General features: G+C 69.4%; 24 protein-coding genes. 9 read left to right on the forward strand and 15 right to left on the reverse strand.

The window, feature by feature from the left end:
• Positions 1-52 precede the first annotated feature (52 nt).
• From egtD to egtA, 4 genes are read right to left on the reverse strand one after another with little or no spacing between them, the layout of a single operon-like run.
• Positions 53-1,009: an L-histidine N(alpha)-methyltransferase gene (gene egtD / locus ACQR3U_RS14090; RefSeq protein ID WP_230810739.1), complete on the reverse strand. Its 957-nt coding sequence runs from the start codon at positions 1,007-1,009 to the stop codon at positions 53-55.
• Positions 1,006-1,755 carry an ergothioneine biosynthesis protein EgtC gene (egtC, locus tag ACQR3U_RS14095; protein WP_006553841.1) on the reverse strand — a complete coding sequence of 250 codons (750 nt, stop codon included), beginning with the start codon at positions 1,753-1,755 and terminating at the stop codon, positions 1,006-1,008. Before egtC ends, egtD begins: the two co-directional genes overlap by 4 nt.
• Entirely contained in the window at positions 1,748-3,040 is a 1,293-nt protein-coding gene (egtB, locus tag ACQR3U_RS14100; RefSeq protein WP_230810738.1) for an ergothioneine biosynthesis protein EgtB, read from the reverse strand. Before egtB ends, egtC begins: the two co-directional genes overlap by 8 nt.
• Positions 3,037-4,266, reverse strand: a complete 1,230-nt coding sequence (gene egtA / locus ACQR3U_RS14105) for an ergothioneine biosynthesis glutamate--cysteine ligase EgtA (RefSeq protein WP_024103226.1) — start codon at positions 4,264-4,266, stop codon at positions 3,037-3,039. The genes egtB and egtA overlap by 4 nt, the downstream gene beginning before the upstream one ends.
• 154 nt (positions 4,267-4,420) lie before the next feature.
• On the opposite strand from egtA, the gene ACQR3U_RS14110 reads away from it, so the two are divergent.
• The 3 genes from ACQR3U_RS14110 to pth all read left to right on the forward strand — a co-directional run bounded on the left by ACQR3U_RS14110 (position 4,421) and on the right by pth (position 7,107).
• Positions 4,421-5,599 carry an aminotransferase class V-fold PLP-dependent enzyme gene (locus ACQR3U_RS14110; RefSeq protein ID WP_230810737.1) on the forward strand — a complete coding sequence of 393 codons (1,179 nt, stop codon included), beginning with the start codon at positions 4,421-4,423 and terminating at the stop codon, positions 5,597-5,599.
• A 219-nt stretch (positions 5,600-5,818) separates the two neighbouring features.
• Positions 5,819-6,439, forward strand: coding sequence for a 50S ribosomal protein L25/general stress protein Ctc (locus tag ACQR3U_RS14115; protein ID WP_230810736.1), 621 nt, complete (start codon positions 5,819-5,821; stop codon positions 6,437-6,439).
• A 95-nt stretch (positions 6,440-6,534) separates the two neighbouring features.
• Entirely contained in the window at positions 6,535-7,107 is a 573-nt protein-coding gene (pth, locus tag ACQR3U_RS14120) for an aminoacyl-tRNA hydrolase (protein ID WP_006553836.1), read from the forward strand.
• 55 nt (positions 7,108-7,162) lie between these two features.
• On the opposite strand, the gene ACQR3U_RS14125 is transcribed toward pth, so the two are convergent.
• Complete coding sequence (locus ACQR3U_RS14125; RefSeq protein ID WP_230810735.1) at positions 7,163-8,800, reverse strand: fatty acyl-AMP ligase; 1,638 nt, start codon at positions 8,798-8,800, stop codon at positions 7,163-7,165.
• Between the two features lie 205 nt (positions 8,801-9,005).
• On the opposite strand from ACQR3U_RS14125, the gene ACQR3U_RS14130 reads away from it, so the two are divergent.
• A complete protein-coding gene (locus tag ACQR3U_RS14130) occupies positions 9,006-10,715 on the forward strand; it encodes a peptide chain release factor 3 (RefSeq protein WP_230810734.1) in 1,710 nt (569 codons plus the stop codon).
• 95 nt (positions 10,716-10,810) lie between these two features.
• Entirely contained in the window at positions 10,811-11,488 is a 678-nt protein-coding gene (locus ACQR3U_RS14135) for a hypothetical protein (protein WP_064060584.1), read from the forward strand.
• Between the two features lie 34 nt (positions 11,489-11,522).
• Here the strand turns inward: ACQR3U_RS14135 and ACQR3U_RS14140 are convergent, their stop codons facing one another.
• The 5 genes from ACQR3U_RS14140 to ACQR3U_RS14160 form a co-directional block, all read right to left on the reverse strand.
• Positions 11,523-12,563: an enoyl-CoA hydratase/isomerase family protein gene (locus tag ACQR3U_RS14140; RefSeq protein ID WP_019288763.1), complete on the reverse strand. Its 1,041-nt coding sequence runs from the start codon at positions 12,561-12,563 to the stop codon at positions 11,523-11,525.
• A 49-nt stretch (positions 12,564-12,612) separates the two neighbouring features.
• A complete protein-coding gene (locus ACQR3U_RS14145; RefSeq protein WP_006553831.1) occupies positions 12,613-13,284 on the reverse strand; it encodes a pyridoxine/pyridoxamine 5'-phosphate oxidase in 672 nt (223 codons plus the stop codon).
• 25 nt (positions 13,285-13,309) lie between these two features.
• Positions 13,310-13,744 carry a VOC family protein gene (locus ACQR3U_RS14150; RefSeq protein WP_019288765.1) on the reverse strand — a complete coding sequence of 145 codons (435 nt, stop codon included), beginning with the start codon at positions 13,742-13,744 and terminating at the stop codon, positions 13,310-13,312.
• A gap of 14 nt (positions 13,745-13,758) precedes the next feature.
• Entirely contained in the window at positions 13,759-14,241 is a 483-nt protein-coding gene (locus ACQR3U_RS14155; RefSeq protein ID WP_024103220.1) for a nuclear transport factor 2 family protein, read from the reverse strand.
• 133 nt (positions 14,242-14,374) lie between these two features.
• Positions 14,375-14,983 (reverse strand): TetR-like C-terminal domain-containing protein, encoded by a 609-nt coding sequence (locus tag ACQR3U_RS14160; RefSeq protein WP_006553828.1) that lies wholly within the window; start codon positions 14,981-14,983, stop codon positions 14,375-14,377.
• 101 nt (positions 14,984-15,084) lie between these two features.
• On the opposite strand from ACQR3U_RS14160, the gene ACQR3U_RS14165 reads away from it, so the two are divergent.
• The 3 genes from ACQR3U_RS14165 to ACQR3U_RS14175 are packed head-to-tail and all read left to right on the forward strand — an operon-like array spanning position 15,085 to position 17,728.
• A complete protein-coding gene (locus ACQR3U_RS14165) occupies positions 15,085-16,599 on the forward strand; it encodes an acetyl-CoA acetyltransferase (protein ID WP_230810733.1) in 1,515 nt (504 codons plus the stop codon).
• Positions 16,596-17,390, forward strand: a complete 795-nt coding sequence (locus tag ACQR3U_RS14170; protein ID WP_200359579.1) for an enoyl-CoA hydratase/isomerase family protein — start codon at positions 16,596-16,598, stop codon at positions 17,388-17,390. Before ACQR3U_RS14165 ends, ACQR3U_RS14170 begins: the two co-directional genes overlap by 4 nt.
• A gap of 2 nt (positions 17,391-17,392) precedes the next feature.
• Positions 17,393-17,728, forward strand: coding sequence for an acyl-CoA dehydrogenase family protein (locus ACQR3U_RS14175; RefSeq protein WP_230810732.1), 336 nt, complete (start codon positions 17,393-17,395; stop codon positions 17,726-17,728).
• Between the two features lie 124 nt (positions 17,729-17,852).
• On the opposite strand, the gene ACQR3U_RS14180 is transcribed toward ACQR3U_RS14175, so the two are convergent.
• The 3 genes from ACQR3U_RS14180 to ACQR3U_RS14190 form a co-directional block, all read right to left on the reverse strand.
• The gene (locus ACQR3U_RS14180; RefSeq protein ID WP_217580074.1) at positions 17,853-18,290 is read right to left on the reverse strand and encodes a DUF6069 family protein; all 438 of its coding nucleotides are present in this window, start codon (positions 18,288-18,290) and stop codon (positions 17,853-17,855) included.
• Positions 18,291-18,363: 73 nt separating this feature from the next.
• Entirely contained in the window at positions 18,364-20,154 is a 1,791-nt protein-coding gene (locus tag ACQR3U_RS14185) for an ABC-F family ATP-binding cassette domain-containing protein (protein WP_230810731.1), read from the reverse strand.
• Between the two features lie 43 nt (positions 20,155-20,197).
• Positions 20,198-21,133, reverse strand: a complete 936-nt coding sequence (locus ACQR3U_RS14190; RefSeq protein WP_037216304.1) for a 4-(cytidine 5'-diphospho)-2-C-methyl-D-erythritol kinase — start codon at positions 21,131-21,133, stop codon at positions 20,198-20,200.
• Between the two features lie 89 nt (positions 21,134-21,222).
• On the opposite strand from ACQR3U_RS14190, the gene ACQR3U_RS14195 reads away from it, so the two are divergent.
• Positions 21,223-21,489, forward strand: a complete 267-nt coding sequence (locus tag ACQR3U_RS14195) for a hypothetical protein (protein WP_006553821.1) — start codon at positions 21,223-21,225, stop codon at positions 21,487-21,489.
• A 63-nt stretch (positions 21,490-21,552) separates the two neighbouring features.
• On the opposite strand, the gene ACQR3U_RS14200 is transcribed toward ACQR3U_RS14195, so the two are convergent.
• Both ACQR3U_RS14200 and rsmA read right to left on the reverse strand, forming a co-directional pair.
• Complete coding sequence (locus ACQR3U_RS14200; RefSeq protein WP_006553820.1) at positions 21,553-21,759, reverse strand: cold-shock protein; 207 nt, start codon at positions 21,757-21,759, stop codon at positions 21,553-21,555.
• A gap of 226 nt (positions 21,760-21,985) precedes the next feature.
• Entirely contained in the window at positions 21,986-22,894 is a 909-nt protein-coding gene (gene rsmA, locus ACQR3U_RS14205) for a 16S rRNA (adenine(1518)-N(6)/adenine(1519)-N(6))-dimethyltransferase RsmA (RefSeq protein WP_230810730.1), read from the reverse strand.
• Positions 22,895-22,905: the final 11 nt, after the last annotated feature.

The raw sequence follows: 22,905 nt of genomic DNA on the forward strand, positions 1-22,905 counted from the left end.
CCCGTGTCGGCGCGGCGGAAGTCGAATCGGCTCGTCGGCCGCCTTCCGAGGACTACTCCCGGGAGGCGGCGAGCAGGACGAACCGTCCGTCCGGATCCACCCATTCGTGCCGGACCACGAATCCCGCGTCGGCGAGTTCCTGCGAGATTCCGACGAGGCGGAACTTCGCGGAGATCTCGGTCCGGATCTGCTCACCCTCGGCGAAGGAGATCTGCAGGTCGAGGCCCGGGATCGTCACGTCCATCGCCTCGGTCGCCTCCAGGCGCATCTCGATCCACTCGTTCTTCGGGTCCCAGACAGCGCGGTGCACGAACCGGGCGGGATCGAAGTCGGCGCCGAGCCGGTCGTTGAGCACCCGCAGGACGTTCCGGTTGAACTCCGCCGTCACGCCGGCCGCGTCGTCGTAGGCGGCGATCAGGGTGTCGCGGTCGATGACGAGACCGGCGCCGAGGAGCAGCCACTCGCCGGGACGGAGGATCGCGGCCGTCCCGGCGAGGAACTGTGCGCGTTCGCTCGGGACGAGATTGCCGATCGTGCCGCCGAGGAACGCGATCGCGCGTTTCCCGCCGGCCGGCAGATGCGTGAGCGAATCGGTGAAGTCGCCGACAACCCCGTGCACCGTCAGGTTCGGATACTCCGCCGCCAGCCGGGTGACGGCCGACCGCAACGCCGGTTCGGAGACGTCCTGCGGCACGTAGGTGTGGAGATACGGTTCGAGGGCGTCGAGCAGCACGTGCGTCTTCTCGGACGACCCGGAGCCGAGTTCGACGAGCATCTCGGGGCGGGCGGCATCGGCGAAGTCGGCGGCGTGCTGTCGCAGCAGTGCGAATTCGGTGCGTGTCGGATAGTACTCGGGCAGTCGCGTGATCTCGTCGAACAGTTCGCTGCCCCGCGCGTCGTACAGCCAGGTCGGCGACAGGTACTTGGGATCGGACGTGAGTCCGCGCCGTGCGTCCTCGCGCAGTTTGGCGTCGAGGTCCTCGGGGCGCAGATGCACGTCGACGATCACGGTGAACCGACCTCCAGTGGTGAGACGATGAGTTTGCCCGGCATCGCGGCGACGAGATGCCGGTCGGGTACGGGTTTCCAGCGGCTGTCGTCGTCGAACGGTTCGGACGCCACGATCGCGACCTGCTCGTCGACGAACGTCCACAGCGAGTGGTACCAGGCGGTGGCCCAGATCCCGGATTCGTTGCACAGCAACATGTTCAACCGTGATTCCGGTGCGAGTTCCAGCACGTCGTGGACGAGTGAGATCAGCGCCGGCTCGGGATCGGCCGAGCGCAGACGCGACTGGAGCAGGAGCCACAGCGTGGCAGCATCGGTCGGTGATTCGAGCTGCAGCAGTTCGGCGACGGGAAGCGCGCCGGCGAGGGTGACGAGCGATCCCGGCCAGCCCCGGACGACACCGTTGAGACTGAACGCCCACCGGTCGTCGGAGAAGGGCGCGGCCGCCGACCGTTCGACGGGCATCCCCTCGGTGGCCGAGCGGGTCGCGGCGACGACGGTGCGCGACCGTATCGACGTCAGGCCTTCACCGACGAAGGGATCGGACCAGATCGGCAACGCCGACCGGTAGCGCCCGAAGGTGCCCTCGGCACTCCACCATCCGACACCGAATCCGTCGGCGTTGATCGTGCCTCCCCCACGCATGTCGGTGGGCGCCCACGACTGGCGGAGCAGCGAGTTGGTTCCGGTGGACAGCAGTGCCGCGACGTTCGTCTCCGGCCCGATGTACGCCAGATGTCTACACATCGCCCGTCCCGTACGCGACGCGGAGCCCGGAGAAGATCTGACGGCGGATCGGCAGATCCCAGTTGCGGAAGGTTCCGCGGCACGCGACCTCGTCGGTTCCGAACGAGCCTCCGCGCAGAACCCGGTGTCCGTCGCCGAAGAAGACCTCCGAGTACTCGCGGTACGGGAACGCGCGGAAGCCCGGATAACCGGTGAACGGTGTGGACGTCCACTCCCAGACGTCGCCGATCAGCTGGTGCACCCCGAGCGGTGACGCTCCCTGCGGATACGCGCCGACGACGGCGGGACCGAGATGACGCTGACCTAGATTCGCGTGGTCGGGACCGGGATCCTCGTCGCCCCACGGGAATCGGCGGCTGAGCCCGGTGGCCGGATCCCAGCGTGCCGCCTTCTCCCATTCGGCCTCGGTCGGAAGACGTCCACCGGCCCAGCGGGCGAACGCCTCCGCCTCGTGGAAGCACACGTGCACGACCGGCTCGTCCGGGTGCAGCGGCATCGTGCGGCCGAAGGCCGTTCGGCTCCATTCGGTTTCGTCGCGACTCCAGAACTGCGGGGCCTCGAGACGGGCGTCGAGGCGGTGCTGCCAACCTGCCTCGCTCCACAGTTCGGGCCGCTCGTACCCGCCGTCCTCGACGAACCCGAGGTAACGGCGGTTGGTGACGGGCACCGCGTCGAGTTCGAACTCCGGCACCTCGACGACGTGTGCCGGGCGCTCGTTGTCGAGGGCCCACGGATCGGTGGACGTGCCCATCTCGAATGCGCCGGCGGGGATCCGGACACGTTCGGTGTCGCGGACGGTTCCGGTGCGCGGCGCTTCCGGCGCGTGGAGCAAGGGTGGACCCTGCCGTAACTGGTGCGTCGCGAGCATCGTCTCGCCGTGCTGCTGTTCGTGCTGCGCGACCATCGCGAAGACGAAACCCTCGCGGGTCAGATCGTCGTCGAATGCACTGTCTTCGAGCACATCCCAGGTGAGCTCGCGGACGGCACGCGCGTAACGGCGGGCGGCGTCGGGGTCGAGCAGCGGCAGCCCTGTGCGGGTCGCGCGGGGATGCCGGAACGCGTCGTAGAGATCGTCGATGTCGCCGCGAACCGCAGGGCGCCTGCCCGCGACCCGCACGAGCCAGCGCTCCTCCTGGTTGGCGATGTGCGCGAGATCCCACACCAGCGGACTCATCAACGGCGAATGTTGTGCGGTGAGATCCTGTTCCGGCACGGAGGCGAGTACCTCGGTGCGGGCACGCGCCCGCTCGAGGTGCCGCCTGAGCGCAACACGAGCAGGTGTCACCGCACCTCCTCCCCCGGCGCCAGACCGCGCAGGCACCGTGCCGCGGCCGCGTCGAGCGCCGCGGTGAACCGCATGTCGCGGGAGGACTCCGCCGCGAGCGAGAGCAAACCCGCCGCCGCAGCACGCAATTCGAGCGAGGCGAGACCGACGCGGGCCGCCTCGGACCACTGGTCGCGCACCGGCGCGGCGATCGCGCACGCCTCCGCGGAGACCTCGGGCGCCGACAGCAACGCCTCGAGAGCCGCGACGGGCACCTGCCACGACTCGGCCGGCTGGGCGTCGAGATAACGCACCTCGAGATGCCCGCACGGACGAACAGGCGGGAACAGCGTCGTCATGTGGTAGTCGAGGTCGTCGATGGTGGGTCGACGGTGGATGTCGGCGTCGAGCTCGCCCGCGAGCCACGCCGCGAAGGTGGCGCCGGGCGGTGCGTACCATTCGGGCATTTCCGAACGCACGCAGGTCAGCGGTGCGTCGAGCACCCATGCGGGGTAGTCGGCGGGATGGTCGACGTGACCGAGTGCGGGATCGAGTTCGAGCCACGTGCGCATCCGCTGCGACGCCCAGTCGCCCTCCGGAGCACCTCGCAGCCGGGGCGAGCACGCGAAGGCCGCGATCATCGCCGGGCCGATGGCGTGGAGCAACTCCCAGCGCTGCACCACCTCTGCCTCGTCGCGTCCCGCGTCGACGGAAACCTGTATGGACGCAGTGCTGTTCATCATCAACCGGCCCATCGGGCCGATCCGGTCGTAGCGGAGTTCCATCGCTCCGTAGCGCGGGGTGCGCAGCAGACGGTGGGGAGGCCGCACCTCGTCGGCGGCGCGGTCGAGCATGGTCACCGACCGGCGGGCCAGCAACGCGCGGAGCATGCGGAGGTCGGCCGTGAGCCGATCGCACACCTGCCGTGCCGAAGTGCACGGCACGCTCGACAGCTCGATCTGACCACCCGGCTCGACGCTGACCGCGCTGCCCGACGGCAGGGGACGGGCCGACGACGACGGCGCTACCGTGCGCGGCGCGTGGGGCCCGAGGGCCTCGACGAGCCTCGTGAGTTCGGGACGCGATTCGGTGCCGTCGGCCCGCGCGGTGAGCCATTCGAGCTCGACCCCGATCAGCCTGGGGATTCCCAGCCGGAATGCCCTGCTGCGGACGTGGTCCTCCGCTGCTGCTCGGGAGCCGAGTTCCTTGCGGGCACGGGAGGCTGCGGCATCGACTGCCATTGCCATTCGTCCACCCCCTCGGCCGGTGCGCCAGGTCTGCGGTCGAGACTAACCCGCCGGGGGACATGACGCGCGGATAACGCACCCTTGCGTGCGCGAACGCACTCCACCGGGCAGGCTCGACCCCGACGATACGGACGACGGAGGAGGTGAGCGGCCCGTGCTGGACCTCCAGGCGGCCCGACGCGACACACCGGGATGCTTCGACCGGGTCTTCCTCGACAGCGCCGGCTCGTCGCTGCCCCCGGCACCGGTGCTCGAGACGATGCTCGCGCACCTGCGCCGCGAGGCCGAGATCGGCGGGTACGTGGCGGCCGACGAACGGCTCGACGACCTGACGGCCGTGAAGACCTCGCTCGGCCGCCTGTTCGACGTGCCGGAGACCTCCCTCGCGCTGTCCGACGGCGCCTCGCGGGCGTGGACGTCCTTCTTCTACGCGGTGCCGCTGCGACCCGGCGACCGCATCCTGATCTCGCAGGCCGAATACGCCGCGAACGCGATCGCCGCGCTGCAGCGCGCGCGGGCGACCGGCGCCACCGTCGAGGTCGTTCCGTCCGATCCGTCCGGCCGCGTCGACGTCGAGGCGCTCGAGGGGATGCTCGACGAACGGGTGCGGCTGGTGTCCGTCGTGCACGCCCCCACCAACGGCGGGCTCGTCAACCCGGTGCGGGAGATCGCCGACGCCGCGCACGCGGTCGGGGCGCTCGTGCTGCTCGACGCGTGCCAGTCGGTGGGGCAGCTGCCGGTGAGCGTGCCCGAACTCGACGTCGACGCACTGTCGGGCACCGGGCGCAAGTGGCTCCGCGGGCCGCGCGGCACCGGTTTCCTCTACGTGCGGCCGCGCCTGGTGAGCGAACTCGAACCGGCCGTTCTCGACCTGCACAGCGCCTCGTGGACCTCGGCCGACAGCTACGAACTCGCTCCGGACGCCACCCGCTTCGAGATGTGGGAGGCCGGAGTGGCGGCCCGGCTCGGGCTCGGCGTGGCCGTGGACTATCTCCTCGATCTGGGTGTCGACGCCGTGGCCGAGGCGGTGGCCTACCGGGCCGGGCACGTGCGCGAGGGGCTCGCGGGCATCGACGGCGTCACCGTCACCGACCTCGGCGAGCAGCGCAGCGGCATCGTCTCGTTCACCGTGGACGGCCGCGACCCGCGGGAGGTCCGCGACGCCCTGGCCGAGCGGTCCGTGACGGTCACGGTCAGCAGCCGCAGTTCGACGCTGCTGGACATGACCTCGCGCGACCTGCAGTCGGTGGTGCGGGCGTCGCCGCACTACTTCGTCTCCCCCGCCGACGTCGACAGGTTCCTCGCCTCGGTGCACGACATCGCCCGGTCGTGAAGCTCACGCGCGTCGACGACAGGGCTGTTTGTCCCTGATCGACGTCGTCCGGTAAAGTGGTTCGAGTTGTCTCGGCGAGGGTGAACCGCAAATATCGCTGGATCACCGTGATCGACGCGGCTGCGACGGAAGCAATGTGCTCCCCGGTCGCACGTGTCGGATCCGTTCGTTCGAGAACACCCGACCACCAAGTGCCACCAGCGTAGGAGCCGTCACATCATGTCCGACGAGAATCGTCTCGTAGCCAGCGTCCGCACCGAGTTCGGCAAGGGTGCCGCACGCCGCGCCCGTCGCGCCGGCCAGGTCCCCGCCGTCCTCTACGGCCACGGCACCGAGCCCCGGCACCTCGCCCTCCCCGACCTCGAGTTCGCAGCCGTGCTGCGTAACCACGGCACCAACGCCATCCTCACCCTCGACGTCGACGGCGAGGATCAGCTCGCGCTGACCAAGTCGGTCGTCGTCCACCCCATCCGTCGCTACATCGAGCACGCCGACCTGCTCGTCGTGAAGAAGGGCGAGAAGGTCACCGTCGAGGTGCCCGTCGTCCTCTCCGGTGAGGCCGGCTCCGGCACGCTGGTGGTCAACGAGGTCAACACGATCAAGCTCGAGGCCGACGCCCTGAACATCCCCGAGGAGATCACCGTCTCGATCGAGGGCGCCGAGGCCGGCACCCAGATCCTGGCCGGTGGCGTCGAGCTGCCCGCCGGCACGACCCTGCAGGACGATCCCGAGCTGCTGCTCGTGAACATCGTCGAGGCTCCCTCCGCCGACGCCCTGGAAGGCGCCGAGGGCGAAGAGACCGCTGAAGAGGCCTCCGAGGAGGCCTCCGAGGAGGCCTGAGCCTTCACCGGCTCCCTGTGAAGTCACTCGTGCGGCGCGTCATCCCTTCGGGGTGGCGCGCCGCACGTCGTTCGAATGCACGGAAGGATCAGTTCGTGGGCGACGACGCCGCGCTCGTGGTCGGTCTCGGCAACCCCGGCCCGAAGTACGAGAACACCCGGCACAACATCGGATTCATGGTGGCCGACGTGCTGGCCGGACGCGTCGGCGGCAAGTTCTCCGCGCACAAGCGCAGCAACGCCGACATCGTGCAGGCCCGGCTCGACGGGCGGCAGGTGATCATCGCGAAGCCGCGCACCTACATGAACCTGTCCGGCGGTCCGGTCGCCTCCCTGGCCAAGTTCTTCTCGGTCGATCCCTCGAACGTGATCGTCCTACACGACGAACTCGACCTGGACTTCGGCACGATTCGGCTCAAGCTCGGCGGTGGCGAGAACGGGCACAACGGCCTGCGGTCGACCTCGTCGGCGCTCGGCACCAAGGACTACCTGCGGGTCCGGATGGGCATCGGCCGCCCTCCCGGCCGCCAGGATCCCGCCGACTTCGTGCTCAAGCCGTTCTCGGCGACCGAACGCAAGGAGCTCGACGTGTGGTGCGAGGAAGGCGCCGACGCCGTCGAACTGCTGCTGAGGCTCGGCCTCGAGGGCGCCCAGAACCGTATCCACTGACCGCCCGCCTCCGCCGAGGCCGGCGCGGTCGCAGCGGCGTCGCGTGGCGCGGTGCTCAGGCCCGCGTCAGCAGTGCCAGCGAGGTGCCGCGACGCAGCTTGCCCGAGGAGGTCTTCGGGATGCTGCCGGGACCGAGTACCGCGACCGTGCGGGGCCGCACGCCCACCTCGGCGACCACCGCGTGCACGACGTCGTGTTCGATGCGGCGCACCTCGTCGGGGTGGTCGAAGAGTTTGGTCTCCACGGCCACCGCGAACGATTCGCGCTTGTCCCCCGCGTCGAGCCGGATGGCGACGGCGTTGCCTGGACGCACCCCGTCGACGGTCCCAGCCGCTCGCTCGATGTCGGTGGGATAGATGTTGCGGCCGCCCATGATGATGACGTCCTTCACCCGGCCGCACACCACGACGAGACCTTCCTCGGTGAAGTAACCCACGTCGCCGGTGTCGAGCCAGCCGTCGGCGTCCTGGGCGGGTACGGGTCCGTCCACGGTGAGATAGCCGTGCGTGACGGCCTCGCCGCGCAACTGGATGATGCCCACGCCGCGGGGTGGCAGCACCTGTCCGTCACGGCCGACGACCCGGCCCTCGAGACCGGCCACGAGACGGCCGAGGGTGGGCATGCGGCGCGTGTGGGTGCGGTTGGTCGGCACGGCCATCCCGCCGGCCTCGAGCAGGTCGGGGTCCACCACGTCGAGCACCATCCCGCGTCCCGGATCGGGGACCGACACCGCGAGCGTGGTCTCGGCCATCCCGTAGGAGGGCGCGAGGGCGGACGGGTCGAGACCGAAGCGCTCCCCGGCCTCCGCGAGGGCCTCCATCGTGTCGGGATCGACCGGCTCGGCGCCGTTCCACATCCAGCGCATCGACGACAGGTCGAGCGCGCCATCCGGCGCCTGCGACAACTTCCGGGCCAGCAACGAGTACGCGAAATTCGGTGCTGCGGTGAGCGTTCCGTGATACTTGCCGATCAGCTCCGCCCACAGGATCGGAGAGCGCAGGAAGTCCAGCGGCGTGACCGAGACGACCTCGGCGCCCACCTGCATGGGGACGCTGAGGAAGGCCACCATGCCCATGTCGTGGAACAGCGGCAGCCAGCTGATCATGACGTCGTCGTCGAGCGAGAACTTGACGCGGTCCATCATCGCCGTCGCGTTGGCGTAGAAGTTGCCGTGCGTGATCCGCACCGCCTTCGGCGAGCCGGTGGACCCGGACGTCAGCTGCTGGAGCACGATGTCGGACTCCGCCGTGTCGACGGGATCGACGGGCCTCCCCTCCCGCATCCGCTCCACGGTGACGACGGAGATGCCCCGCTCGCGCAGCAGCGGCTCCGCGATCTCGAAGGGTGCGCCGAGCACGACGGCGCGGGCGTCGATCATCCGCAGGACCACCTCGGTGTCGCGCGACCACATCTGCAGGTCGGTGCGCGGCGTGGGCTGGTGCAGCATCGTCACGCTTCCGCCGCGCATCCACACGGCCTGGCAGACCGGTGCGATGTCCACCGGTTGTCCTGCGAGGACACCCACCGCGTCGCCGGGTCCGATACCCGCCGCGGCCAGTGCGCCGGCCATGCGGCGGGCCTGCCGGTGGATCTCTCCCCAGTTCTGCCGCAACGGCGTATCCGGTTCGCCGGTGACCAGAGCCCCGGTGTCCGACTCCGCCGTCGCGTACATCTCCTCGGTGAACCTGCTCACGACCCGCTCCTCGTCCGGTGGTGCACGACCTCGATCAAGATCCGGTAGTTGCACATCAGCGTGCGCCGTCGAGTGGTCGGTATGGGGCGGCCTCGGGGAAACGTGATCGAATCTGGCGGAAATCGACACCGAATCGCCGAGTAACATGGACGAGTTGGCGGCGATAGCGCCCCTACTTCCTGCCCCCTTCGAGAGGTTTTTCCCGTTGAGCACCCCGCGCGCTTCGGCCGACAGTCAATCCACCGGCACGACGGAGCCTGCGCAGTCCTCCGGCACAGCGAAGCCCGGGGCCGCGAAGGAGGTCAGAGCCGAAGCCGAGCGCAGACGCACCTTCGCCGTCATCTCCCACCCCGACGCCGGTAAGTCGACGCTCACCGAGGCGCTCGCCCTGCACGCGAAGGTCATCTCCGAGGCCGGCGCGGTCCACGGCAAGGCCGGCCGCAAGTCGACGGTCTCCGACTGGATGGAGATGGAGAAGGCCCGCGGCATCTCCGTCAGCTCCACGGCCCTGCAGTTCAACTACACCCGCTCGGACGTCGCGGGCACCGACGACGAGGTCGTCAACGTCGTCAATCTCGTCGACACCCCCGGTCACTCCGACTTCTCGGAGGACACCTACCGCGTCCTCACCGCCGTCGACGCCGCCGTCATGCTCATCGACGCGGCGAAGGGTCTCGAGCCGCAGACCCTGAAGCTGTTCCAGGTGTGCCGCCACCGAGGCATCCCCGTGGTCACCGTCATCAACAAGTGGGACCGACCGGGCCGGACGCCGCTGGAACTGCTCGACGAGATCGACGAGCGCATCGGCCTGATGCCGACTCCCCTGTTCTGGCCCGTGGGCATCGCCGGCGACTTCCGCGGTCTGCTGCGTCGCGGCGAGGACGGAGACGCGGCCGAGTACATCAAGTTCACCCGCACGGCCGGTGGCGCCAAGATCGCGCCCGAGGAGCATCTGTCCCCCGCCGAGGCGCTCGCCCTCGAGGGCGACACCTGGGTCGAGGCCGCCGAGGAGTCCGAACTGCTGTCGTCCAACGGCCAGGATCACGATCAGGAATTGTTCCTCGCCGGGCAGACCTCGCCGGTGATCTTCGCGTCGGCGATGCTCAACTTCGGTGTGCGGCAGATCCTCGACACCTTGGTCACGCTCGCACCGCCACCGCGTGCCCGTCTCGCCATCGACGAGACCGCTCGCGAGGTCGACGATCCGTTCAGCGCCGTCGTGTTCAAGGTGCAGGCCGGCATGGACACCGCCCACCGCGACCGGCTCGCGTTCATGCGTGTCGTCTCGGGTGTGTTCGAGCGCGGCATGGTCGTCACGCACGCGCAGACCGGTAAGCCCTTCGCCACCAAGTATGCGCTGACGGTCTTCGGCCGCGAACGTTCCACGGTGGAGAACGCCTATCCCGGCGACGTCGTCGGCCTGGTCAACGCCACCGCGCTGGCGCCGGGGCATACCCTCTACATCGACAAGAAGGTGGAGTTCCCGCCCATTCCGTCGTTCGCGCCCGAGCACTTCGCGATCCTGCGGGCCGAGAGCGCCTCGAAGTACAAGCAGTTCCGCAAGGCCGTGGACCAGCTGGATTCCGAGGGCGTCGTGCAGATCCTCCGCAACGACGTCCGCGGCGACGCGTCGCCGGTGATGGCGGCCGTGGGTCCGATGCAGTTCGAGGTGGTCGCGGCGCGGATGAAGGCCGAGTACAACGTCGACCCGAAGATCGAGCATCTCGGCTACTCGCTCGCGCGTCGCACCGATGCGGCTTCGGCCGACGAACTGAACCGCGAGCGCGGCGTCGAGGTGTTCACCCGGTCGGACGGCGTGCTCCTCGCTCTCGTCAGCGACAAGTGGCGGCTACAGTACATCCTCAAGGAGTTGCCGGAGCTGACTCTCGAACCGTTGGTCGCGGCGACCGACTGAGCGTCCCGGCAATGCCGGACGGGTAGTGCGTCCAGCGGATTTTACTGATACTTTCCCTTTCGTCGATCCGACGTATTCGGGTGGAATCAGGAGTTGTGTCGATGAACGACGACGTACCGGCCGCAGCCGGTGAGGACCTGTCGTCCGGTGGGACGGCGGATACGAGCAGGCGATCCGGACGCGCGAAGCGCTCGGGCACCTTCGTCTACCCGCTGCCGAGCACTCCTCTTCCGAGCAGTACCCCGCTGACGAGCACGCCGGATCCCGGAACACACCGCATGAGCGTGGGGGATGCATCGTCGCTCGAAGGTGACCCGGCCGGCGGGGTGGGCGCCGGCAATTCCGAGGAAGGAACGACCCTGGTGAGCAGCACCGGCACGAACGGCTCCGCGAGTGGGCCCGCCACCACCACGACGACCCCGACGGCCACCGAGAGCCTGGGCACGATCACCGCACCGGGTCCGGTCCCGTCACGGCGCAATTCGATGGGCGTGGCGTCGGTGCGTATCGCCGCGCGACTCGCACAGAACGAACTGACCTCCCGCGACTCCCGCAGCACCGGAGCGCACGGCGACCCGCGTAGCACCGGATCGCACGGCGACCCGCGTAGCACCGGATCGCACGGCGACCCGATAGCGGACAACGATGAACTGCTCACGCTGCTCGGCGAGTACCTGCTGGCCGGTGGCCTCGAGAAGCCCGAGATCCACGCGACCCTCGGTGGGCAGCCGATCGTCGTCGACCTGCAGGTACCGCAGCGTCACGCCCGGTAGAGTTCACGCCCGGTAGAGACGGGCAGGTCGCGGGTTATCCGTCGCCGAACAGTGCGGCGATCGCCGCCGGATCGACGTCCTCGAGCGTCGCGGGCGACCACTGCGGGTCGCGGGTCTTGTCGACGAGCACGGCGCGCACACCTTCGATGAAGTCCGGCGTCGCGGCGACGCGCACGGCGACGTCGAGTTCGCGGGCGAAGCATTCCTCGAGCGTGCTCTCGGCACCGCGTCGCATCAGTTCGGCCGTGGCCCACACGCTCGTCGGCGACAACGACCGCAGGGCCGTGCGAGTCTGCTCGGCCCACTCGGCGTCGATGTCGGCGAGGCTGTCGAGGCGGGTCACCATGTCGAGCACCGTACCGTCGCCGAACACCGTCTCGATGTCGGGGAAACGCTGCGCCAGGGAGGATTCGGGGGTCGGTTCGACGAACTCGTCGAGGGCGTCGCGCCACTGCCCGGCGCGGATGCGGTCGGCGAAGTCGTCGATGCGGGCACTGGGCACGTAATGCGTGGCCAGGCCGACGGCCAGCGCGTCGCCGGCATCGATGCGGGCGCCTGTGAGTCCGAGATACATCCCCACCGCATCGCACCGCGCGGTGGTGCCGCGCAGGCGCGGGAGGAAGTGGCTCGACCCGATGTCGGGAACGAACCCGATGGCCGTCTCGGGCATGGCCATCGTGGTCTTCTCGGTGGTGACGCGCACCGCGCCGTGCACCGAGATACCGAGCCCGCCGCCCATCGTGACGCCGTCGAGGACCGCGAGATACGGCTTCGGGTAGGTGGCGACCAGCTCGTCGAGGCGGTACTCGTCGGCGAAGTACTCGCGGACGGTGTCGAAGCGCCCCTCGAGGGCCAGCTCGCGCACCGGCTTGACGTCGCCACCGGCGCAGAACGCGCGGTCGGACGTGCTGGTGACGAGCACGGCCGTGACGGCCGGGTCGTCGCGCCAGGCGAGAAGCGACGAGCGGATGTCGCGGATCATCGACCGGTCGAGCGCGTTGAGCGCACCGGGACGGTCGAGTTGCACTTCGCCGACTCCGTTGGCGACGCGTGTGCGGATGAAGGACTCGTTCACGGGCGGGAGCCTACCGGTCGCGGGCGACTCGTCCCGGCCACGCGACACGTCACGGATGAAGTTCCTCGGTGACCCACCGGTCCCCCGCACGCCGGTAGCGATACCGCAGGTGCCGCCGGCCGGGATCCGCCTGCCAGAACTCCACGGCCTCAGCGGCGACGCACCACGCCGTCCAGTGCGGCGAGACGAGGTCCGGATCGTGTTCGAGCGCGGTCAGGCGTTCCCGTACGAGGTCGTCGTACTCGGCGGAATCGGTGAGGACCTCGCTCTGGTGTCCCGTGGATGCGACGGCACGGGCGAAGACCGACCGTTCCCGGAAGTCGCGGGCACACACCTCGGGTGGGCCGGCCAGGACGGGTCCGCGCACGCGTACCTGCCGGCCGAGTTCGCGCCAGTACACGGTGAGCGCGGCGGCCGGTGTCGCGTCGAGCTGGCGGCCCTTCGGGGAACGGTCGTCGCCGGAGAACCACCAGCCGTCGTCGGTGACGTCCTTGATCAGCAGCATGCGCGCGTCGGGCGTCCCGGACGGGTCGACGGTCGACAGGGTCGCTGCGTGCGGCTCGGCGACGCCGGCCTCGGCCGCCTCGGTGAGCCAGCGGAGGAAGGTCTCCTGCGGCGTCGCGGCCGGTGCGAACGGCGGCGCGGACGCCGTGAGGGTGGGCAGGGCCCGGATCCAGCCGCGGGTATCGGGAAACTCACTGCGACGCGCGATCTCACTCATCGCCGCATGGTACCGATTCGGGAGCTCACTCCCGAGGTGGCGGCAGCTTGCCGGTCAGGGGGCCGACGAGCATCCAGCGATGCCCGAAGGGGTCGAGCAGGGTCGCGTTGCGATGACCGTGGGCCTCGTTGATCCACCTCTCGACCGAACCGCCGGCCAGACGGGCGCGGGTGAGCACGGTGTCGGTGTCGGCCACCTGGAGCATCAGGCTCACCGAGACCGCCCCCTCCTGCGGCGCCGTGAGTCCGAGTTCGGGGAATTCGTCTGCGAGATAGATCATTCCGCTGGGGAACCGCAGTTCGGCGTGCCCGACGCGACCGTCGTCCATGACGACCGGTTCGGCGGTCAGCGAGGCTCCGAAGACCCGGGTGTACCACTCGATCGCCTCGTGGGCCCGCGGCACCGTCAGATAGGGCAGCGCCCCCGGACGGGGAAAATCGCCGGAACCCTCCGAGACCATCTCGTCGTCCCCGCTCAGGACGCTTTCGGTTGCTGCAGCAGCGCCCATCGATTGGTCGTCAACCGGACCGAAGGCGAGTCGCCCATGCATGTGACCGTCTCCCAGTTGCGTTGATATCCGGTGCGGCTGATCCGCCAGCATCCGTCGTCGCCGAGGCTGTACCGATCGTGATAGTAGGCCGAGCCGCGCAACATCATCCCGTCCTCGGGGATGATCACGGTGTCGGACAGCAACCACACCCCGGTGGCGCTGCGGCCGTCGTCGGCGATGTCGATCTCGGGATGGGAACAGGTGTGCTCCGTGATCAAGCGCGTTCCCAGCGTGTTCTCGAGGAAACCTATGAAGGCGTCGCGTGAGTCGAAAACGAGATGCTCCCCGTAGACGGCGTGTGCGTCGGGGGTGAGGGTGTTCGCCAGCTCGTCCCAGTCCTTCGTATCGAGCGCTCGCGCATAGCGGTATTTGAGCCGCGTGATCTCCGCTACCGCCTGCACATCCATCGTCGGCCTCCCATTGGCGCCCCCTGCGAGTATTCGCATTCCAGGCTAGCCCGGACGACCGGCGCAGACGGCCGGAATCACACTGTCACCAGGCAGCATTCGATCGCGATTCGGTCACGGGAGGGCGTGCCGGTCACGACTCGGGACGACGCAGCGCGCGGATGGTCGCGTCGACGACGAGTTCGGCGTAGTCGTCGTCGACGTTCTGGGCCGGGGTGGCCAACGCGAACAGGGCATGACTGAGCACGGTGCCGGTGACCATTTCGAGCAGCAGCGTCGCCGAGGTGTCGGCGGGGAGTTCGCCGCGCTCGACGGCGCGGTGCACGATCGTGCGCGCCGCGAGCACGCGGCTGCGGTTGAGGGTGTGGATCAGCCGGGCGAGCAGTTCGGGGTTGGCACGGGCGTCGAGCGCGACGCGCAGGCTCGCCAGGCCGGGGGTGGTCCGGTAACCGCGCAACAGCTGCCGGGCGAGTTCGACGAGATCGGATCGGAGCGCGCCGGTGTCGATCGGCACGGGCAGCGGGCTGCGCGCTTCGAGGGCCTGGACCAGCAGGTCGTCCTTGCTCGACCACCGGCGGTAGAGGGCGGCGCGCCCCACCCGCGCGCGTCGTGCGACCGCGTCGAGCGTGAAACCACGCCAGCTCGTCTCGGAGTACACCTCGAGCACGGCGTCGAACACGCGGTCCTCCAGGTCGGCGTCGCGGGGGCGTCCGCGGCGGCGCGGTGCGGGTGCTTCGGTCACGTCGGAAAAGTGTGCCAGACCACTCCTCGATTTACAGACTGAAATCGTCCGCATTAAGCTGGCGGCGTCCTCCCCCCTCAAGAGCAGACCGAAGGAACGCCATGACCGACCCCACTCGGGTTCCCGTCGTGATCGGGGTCGGCGACCTGCGCTCCGGCCGTGCCGGTGCGCCCGCCGACCCGCGTGAACCGCTCGACCTCATCCACGAGGCCACCCTCGCCGCGATCGCCGACTCCGGCGCCGATCTCGCCACGCGGATCGACACCATCCACGCGATCAAGACCGCGAGCTGGAACTACGACGACCTGCCGGGCCTGCTCGCCGAACGTCTCGGCGCGACGCCCGAGCACACGTCGACCACGCCGATCGGCGGCCACTGGCCGGCAGCCCTGCTCGATCGCATCGGCCACGACATCGCCGCGGGCACCAGCACCGTCGCGCTGCTCGTCGGCGGCGAGGCGCAGGCCTCGGCGACCAACTCGTACAAGGCCGGAACGGATCCGGTCACGCTGGGATGGACCACCGCCCCGGGCGGCCCCGCGCCTATCAGCAACAAGGACCTCGGCAGCCCCGCGATGCAGCGCGCCGGGATGATCGTCCCCACGCGGGTCTACCCGCTGTTCGAGAACCGGCTCAGCCACGATCTCGGGCACTCGCGCGAGAAGTCGCTCGACTGGTCGGCGACGCTGTACGCCGCCTTGTCCGAGGTCGCCGCCGGGAACCCGGCGTCCTGGAACCCCGAGCGCCGCACCGCCGACGACATCCGCACCATCGCCGGCAAGAATCGCCTCGTCACCGACCCGTACCCGCTGATGGTCAACGCGATGCCGTTCGTCGACCAGGCCGCTGCCGTGGTCGTCACCTCGCTCGCCGTGGCCCGCGAATTCGGTGTCCCCGACGACCACCTGCTCTACGTGTGGGGCGGCGCCGGCGCGACCGAGCCCTCGGACGTGCTCGCCCGCGGCGACTTCGGACGCTCCGCCGCACTCGACGATGCGCTGCGGCGCACACTGTCGGCGAGCGACCTGCGTCCCGGCGACTTCGACATCATCGACGCCTACAGCTGCTTCCCCGTGGTCCCGAAGCTGCTCATCGAGCAGCTCGGCCTCCCCCGCGACACCGTCCCGTCGGTGACCGGCGGCCACTCCTTCTTCGGCGGCCCGCTCAACAGCTACACGCTGCACTCGGTGGTGTCGGTGGCCAAGCGGCTGCGCCAGGACGGCGAGCTCGCCCTCGTGCACGGCAACGGTGGCTACCTGACCTACCAGCACGTCGTGGTCCTCGGCTGCGCGCCGCACACCGACGGTTACGTCGGCGACCCCGAGCACGTGCTGCTCGAGCCGTCCGCGCCGGAGACAGCCACCGATTACAGCGGCGAGGTCCAGATTGTCACCGCCACGGCCGAATTCGGTCGCGACGGCAACCCGTCGATCGGTTTCCTCGTCGGCCTCACCCCCGACGGCCGGCGTGTCTCCGGCCAGACCGACGCCACCGGCGCCGCAGTCCTCGCCGCCGGAGCCGACATCGTCGGCGAGACCGTCCACGTCACCGACGACGGCGGCATTCTCACCGTCACCCGCACCGAACACCTGTGCCCCGAGGAGTACCAGTCGTGAGCGAACCCGTCGTTCACGTCGAGAAGCGCGAGCACGTCCTGCTCGTCACCATCAACCGCCCCAAGGCGGCCAACAGCATCAACGCCGACGTGCACCAGGCACTCGGTGAGGCCTGGGACCGCGCCGAAGAGGACCGCGACGTGCGCGTCGTGGTGCTCACCGGCGCAGGCGGCGCCGTCTTCTGCGGCGGCGCCGACCTCGAGGCCCTCGGCACCAAAGGACCGGACGGCGTCACCCCGCCCGAAACCGCCCACTGGGGCTTCGCCGGTGTCGTCAAGCACCACATCTCCAAGCCCGTCATCGCCGCGGTCAACGGCACCGCGCTCGGTGGTGGCACCGAACTCGCCCTCGCGAGCGATCTCGTCGTCGCATCCGAAACCGCCGAATTCGGTCTGCCCGAGGTGCACCGCGGCCTGATCGCCGGTGCCGGCGGCGTCTTCCGCATCGGCCAGGCCATCCCCCGCGCCGTCGCGATGGAACTCGTCCTGACGGGCAAGCCGATGTCGTCCGCCGACGCGCTGCGCTGGGGCCTCGTCAACCGGGTCGTCCCACAGGACGAGGTCCTCGACACCGCTCTCGCTCTCGCCGCCGACATCGCGAAGGGCGCCCCGCTCGCCGTGCAGGCCGGCAAGACCGTCGCCCGCGGCATCATCGACGGCAACGTCCCCGCCGAGGACCTGCCCTGGGAACTCACCGACAAAGCCCTCGCACGTCTCACCACCAGCGCCGACACCCTCGAAGGCGTCATGGCCTTCATACAGAAGCGCGAACCCGTCTGGAAGGGCGAATAGGCATGACCACCACCGAAGTGATCCGCTGGGACACCGACGAGCAGAAGGCACTTCGTCAACTCGCTGCCGACTTCACCCGCAAGGAGATCGTCCCCCACCTCGACGAATGGGAGCGCGCCGGCGAGATCCCGCGCGAACTGCATCGCAAGACCGCCGACGCGGGCCTGATCGGCGTCTCCGTCGCAGAGGAGCACGGCGGGTCGGGCGGCACCGCCCTCGACATGCTCGCGATCCTCGAAGAGATCATCCTCGCCGGTGGTTCGTCGGGCCTGATCTCGGCGCTGTTCAGCCACGGCATCGCCACCCCGCACATCGTCTCGTCGGGCAACTCGACCTGATCGAGCGGTTCGCGCGTCCCGCGCTCAGCGCTGCTTCGACCTGACCGTAGGCCTCTGCCCGAATCAGGGGGAGGAAATGTGCGACTTTCCTTGCGGAAGCGCATATTTCCTCCCCCTACTCGTGTCAGTCACGCGCACGGAGCATCTCCAGGGCGACGACGACCACCACGGCGATCACGACGTGCATCAGCGTCAGGGCGACGGTGCTCGGCGTGTCGAAGTCCGCGGAGATCGTGCCCTGGATCGTCGCCAGCGGCAGCAACGCCCCGACGACCTGGGCGATCCGCGCGAAACCGTTCCACCACAGGGTGAGCAGGGCCGCGACGGCGAGACCGACGGTGAGCGGGACGACGGACATGAGCACCACGCCACCGGGCGCCGCGCTCACCACCTCACCGGCGTCGGTGTGTTCGAACGAGCCACCCGCGATGAGCCCGACGGCCCACAGCGCGAGGTCGATCACCAGTGCGGTCACGACGGACGCGGCGACCACCACGGCGGAACGCGCGAGCCGGGACTGCGGGAGATGCGTAGGGGTACCGGATGTTTCGGTGACGGACATGGATCCTCCTGATGGACGTTCCTTCTGACGACGCCCATCCTGCGACCTCGAGCCGACTCGAGGTCAAGAGGATTCAGTCGAGATCTTCGGCGAGCTCCATCCATTGCTCCTCGGCCGCCTCCTTCTCCGCGACCACCTCACGCAACTGCGCGTCGAGTTTCTGAAGCCGGTCAGGATCGGTCGCCGCCTCCGCGAGGTCGTGGTGCAGCTTCTCCTCCTTCTCGGTCAGCTTCGCGACGAGACGCTCCAGGCGCGACAGTTCCTTGCGCGCGGTGCGTTCGGCGGCACCGTCGCGCTTCTTCGGCTGCTCGGCGTCACCGGTCTTCGAGACGGTCGACGCCACCGACGGCACGTCGCCGTCGCCCATGGCCGCGCGCCGGCGCAGGTACTCCTCGATGCCACCGGGAAGGTTCGTCAGGCGGCCGTCGCCGAACAGGGCCCACGTCGAATCACAGATGCGTTCGACGAGATACCGGTCGTGGCTGATGACCACGAGGGTTCCGGCCCAGCCGTCGAGCAGGTCCTCGAGCTGCTGGAGGGTGTCGATGTCGAGGTCGTTGGTGGGCTCGTCGAGGAGCAGCACGTTCGGTTCGGCCATGAGCACGCGCGTGAGCTGCAACCGGCGACGCTCACCACCGGACAGGTCGCCGACGGGGGTGCGCTGCCGCGCCGGTGTGAAGCCCAGACGTTCGGCGAGCTGACCGGCGGAGATCTCCTTGTCGCCCAGTGTGATCCGCTCGGCGACGTCCTTGACGGCGTCGAGCACCCGCATGTCGGTGGGCAGGTCGTCGAGTTCCTGCCGCAGCCAGCCGATCTCGACGGTCTGCCCCTGGACGCGACGTCCCTGCGCCGGTTCGAGTTCGCCCGCGAGCGTGCGCAGCAGGGTCGTCTTGCCCGAACCGTTGACGCCGACGAGACCGATCCGCTCGCCCGGACCGAGACGCCAGGTGAGGTCGCGGACCAGTTCGCGCCCGTCCGGGGTGGTGAGGGTGGCGTCCTCGAGTTCGATGACGACGCGGCCCAGGCGGCGCTTCGCGAACGATGCCAGCGCCACCGAGTCGCGCGGCGGCGGCACGTTCGCGATCAGCGCTTCGGCGGCCTCGATGCGGTACTTCGGCTTGGACGTGCGGGCCGGAGCTCCGCGACGCAGCCACGCGAGTTCCTTGCGCGCGAGATTGCGGCGGCGTTCCTCCATCGCGTCGGCCTGGCGGGCACGCTCGGCGCGCGCGAAGATCCAGTCGTTGTAGCCGCCCTCGTAGCTCTCGACTCGGCCGTTCACGACCTCCCAGGTGCGCGTCGCGACGGTATCGAGGAACCAGCGGTCGTGGGTGACGACGACGAGCGCGCTGCGCCGCGACAGCAGGTGCTCGGCGAGCCACTGCACGCCTTCGACGTCGAGATGGTTCGTGGGCTCGTCGAGGACGAGCAGGTCGAGATCCTGCACGAGGGCTGCGGCGAGGGCGACCCGGCGACGCTCACCACCGGACAGACCGTCGACGACCGCGTCGAGACCGAGATTGTCGATGCCGATACCGGTGAGCACCGAGCGGATGCGCGCATCACCGGCCCACTCGTGCTCGGCCACATCGAGCGGCCCGAGGACCACCTCGCCGACGGTCGAGCCCTCCGGCAGACCGCCGCGCTGCGTCACGACGGCCATGCGCAGACCGTTCACGCGGCTCACCCGGCCCGAATCGGGCTCCTCGATGCCGGCGAGCACCTCGAGCATCGTCGTCTTGCCGCCGCCGTTGAGGCCGACGACACCGATCCGCTCCCCCTCGTTCACGCCGAGGGACACCGAGTCGAGTAACGGCTTGATGCCGAACGACTTCGAGACCTGTTCGAGGTTGATCAGATTCGCCACGTGGAGGAACGCCTTCCGAAAATTGCGGGGATGTACTACAGGATCAGGAGTGTGCGGGATCGGCGTCGCCGACGACACGGGCTCCGGGCACCGGACCGGAGGCGACCCGCACCGTACGGCACACACCGGCACCGGCGAGTTCGGCACTCACGGTGACGGCGGCGTGCTGGTCCTCGACGAGGAACGCGCAGGTGGGGCCGGAACCGGAGACGATGCCCGCCAGGGCCCCGGCCTCGACACCCGCCCGGAGCGTGCGTCGCAGCATCGGGTCGAGGGACAGGGCCGCGGCCTGCAGGTCGTTGCCGAGCAGCGGCGCGAGCTGGTGGGCGTCGCCGGAGCCGAGCGCGGAGAGCACGGCATCCGCGCTGCCGATGCGCTGAGGTTCTCCCTCGGCACGCAGCCGGTCGAGTTCACGGAAGACGACCGGTGTGGACAGGCCCCCCTTCGCGAGGGCCAGTACCCAGTGGAAGGTGCCGCGGGTGAGGACTGGGACGAGGCGCTCGCCCCGCCCTGTTCCGATCGCCGTTCCGCCGTGGAGGCAGAACGGCACGTCGCTGCCGAGGCGGACGGCGAGATCCGCGAGGTCCTCCCGGGGCGCCCCGATGCCCCACAGTGTGTCGAGCGCGACCAGCGTCGCGGCAGCGTCGGCGCTGCCACCGGCCATTCCGCCGGCCACGGGGATGCCCTTGTCGATCGTGATCGCCACGTCGGGTGTACGTGCGGCCCGTTCCGCCATCATCTCGGCGGCGCGCCACGCCAGGTTCGTCGAATCGGTAGGTACCGACTCGGCGCCCGCGCCGCGCACCGTCACGCTCAGGGTGTCGGCCGGGACCACCGACACCTCGTCGTACAGGGACAGAGCCTGGAAGACGGTGTGCAGGTCGTGGTAGCCGTCAGGACGGAGGTCACCCACCGCGAGATGCAGGTTGACCTTGGACGGGACCCTCACTGTCACGGGGGTCGGCACGACGGAAAGCACGAGTACAGAGCTTACTCGGGATACGGATGCTTCCCGACCGCCGCGGCCACGCTCTACGATCGATCGACTCTGAACACTCTGGAGGAAATGTGACTCGTTCCGTACGTAATGCGGTCGCCGTCTGCGCCGTCGCCGTGGCGGCCACCATGGGAACCGCCGGCGTCGCCTCGGCCGAACCGGCTCCGCCGCGCGTCTGCTCGCTCGGCGACCTGGTCCTGCGCTCGCTGAATCTCGTGGACTGCGTGACCCCTCCCACGGGCTCCGCCGGAATGGCGACCGGCTCCGCCGACTCGGCGGGCTCGTCGACCGGTTCGTCGAACTTGGGCATCACCGGTTACGGGGCAATGATCGGCTGACCGGACGAACGAATCCGGGCCGGCACCCTGAGGTGCCGGCCCGGATTCGGAGAATTATCGGTATCAGCCGATGACGTTCACGCCGGTGGCCTGCGGGCCCTTCTGGCCCTGGCCGATCTCGAAGCTCACGCGCTGGTTCTCCTCGAGGGTGCGGAAGCCGCGGCCCTGGATCTCGGAGAAGTGCACGAAGACGTCAGCGGAGCCGTCCGAGGGAGCGATGAAGCCGAAGCCCTTTTCGCCGTTGAACCACTTCACAGTACCTTCAGCCATGTTGCTGTCCTTCACTTGCAGGCAGAACGGATGTAGACGTTCTGTCTCGTCGGGAGTCGGTTTCGGCCCCCGGGTCTGTCACTACACGGCTGAAACGATTCCATCGTGGCTATCGCATCCGCTCGCAACCAGAAATGTGCGAGGGGTAAACCACGAACACACTACCTAACGACCGAGGACAACTTAACCACACATCGCATCCGACCGCCAGGAAGAGTGACCGGGATCACTCCACCCCTGCGAGCCGCACGAAGGCTGCGGCGTCGAGCTTCTCCCCGCGGGTCGACGGCTCGATACCGGCCGCCAGCAGGCGCCTCTCGGCCTCCGCGGGCGAACCTGCCCATCCACTCAACGCTGCGCGCAACGTCTTTCGCCGTTGAGCGAAGGCCGCGTCGACGACGGCGAAGACCCGGGCGCGTGTCCGGGCGTCGGTGGGCCACGGTGGCTCCGCATAGCGGTCGACACGCACGAGGCCCGATTCCACCTGGGGAACGGGCCAGAAGACCGCACGCCCGACGGCGCCGGCCCTGCGGACGTCGCCGAAGAACCGCGCCTTCACGCTGGGTACGCCGTAGATCTTACCGCCCGGTTCTGCTGCGAGCCGATCGGCGACCTCGGCCTGCACCATCACGAGAGCGGTTCGCAGAGTAGGGAATTCAGAGAAAAGGTGCAGCAGCACCGGCACCGCGACGTTGTAGGGCAGGTTCGCGACCAGCGCGGTGGGCGTGACGGGAAGATCCTTCGGCAGCACCTTCATCGCGTCCATGTGCACGACGTCGAAGCGGTCGGCGAGCTGCGGGGCCCGCTCCCGCACGGTAACGGGAATACGCTGCGCGAGAACGGGATCGAGCTCGACAGCGACCACACGGTCGACGACGTCGAGCAGGGCGAGAGTGAGCGAACCCAGGCCCGGCCCGACCTCGAGCACGACATCCTCAGGGCCGACCCCGGCGACGTTGACGATGCGGCGCACCGTGTTCGCGTCGTGCACGAAGTTCTGGCCGAGCTGCTTCGTCGGGCGCACCCCGAACTCCTCCGCGAGTGCGCGGACCTCGGCGGGCCCGAGCAGCGCGGCGAGGCCGCGCGGAGAAGCCGGAGTGGCCCTCGGAGAGGTTTCGGGATCGTCTGCTGACACGTGGTGAACCT

Origin of the sequence: Rhodococcus sp. IEGM1339, assembly GCF_050321925.1 — a bacterium.
Classification (GTDB): Bacteria; Actinomycetota; Actinomycetes; order Mycobacteriales; family Mycobacteriaceae; genus Rhodococcus; species Rhodococcus pyridinivorans.

Excerpts from the sequence above, each read along its gene's own strand:
- egtC (WP_006553841.1), bottom strand. The coding sequence starts at position 1,755 with ATGTGTAGACATCTGGCGTACATCGGGCCGGAGACGAACGTCGCGGCA.
- egtA (WP_024103226.1), bottom strand. The coding sequence starts at position 4,266 with ATGGCAATGGCAGTCGATGCCGCAGCCTCCCGTGCCCGCAAGGAACTC.
- ACQR3U_RS14115 (WP_230810736.1), top strand. The coding sequence starts at position 5,819 with ATGTCCGACGAGAATCGTCTCGTAGCCAGCGTCCGCACCGAGTTCGGC.
- ACQR3U_RS14145 (WP_006553831.1), bottom strand. The coding sequence starts at position 13,284 with ATGAGTGAGATCGCGCGTCGCAGTGAGTTTCCCGATACCCGCGGCTGG.
- ACQR3U_RS14150 (WP_019288765.1), bottom strand. The coding sequence starts at position 13,744 with ATGGTCTCGGAGGGTTCCGGCGATTTTCCCCGTCCGGGGGCGCTGCCC.
- ACQR3U_RS14155 (WP_024103220.1), bottom strand. The coding sequence starts at position 14,241 with ATGGATGTGCAGGCGGTAGCGGAGATCACGCGGCTCAAATACCGCTAT.
- ACQR3U_RS14165 (WP_230810733.1), top strand. The coding sequence starts at position 15,085 with ATGACCGACCCCACTCGGGTTCCCGTCGTGATCGGGGTCGGCGACCTG.
- ACQR3U_RS14175 (WP_230810732.1), top strand. The coding sequence starts at position 17,393 with ATGACCACCACCGAAGTGATCCGCTGGGACACCGACGAGCAGAAGGCA.
- ACQR3U_RS14180 (WP_217580074.1), bottom strand. The coding sequence starts at position 18,290 with ATGTCCGTCACCGAAACATCCGGTACCCCTACGCATCTCCCGCAGTCC.
- ACQR3U_RS14200 (WP_006553820.1), bottom strand. The coding sequence starts at position 21,759 with ATGGCTGAAGGTACTGTGAAGTGGTTCAACGGCGAAAAGGGCTTCGGC.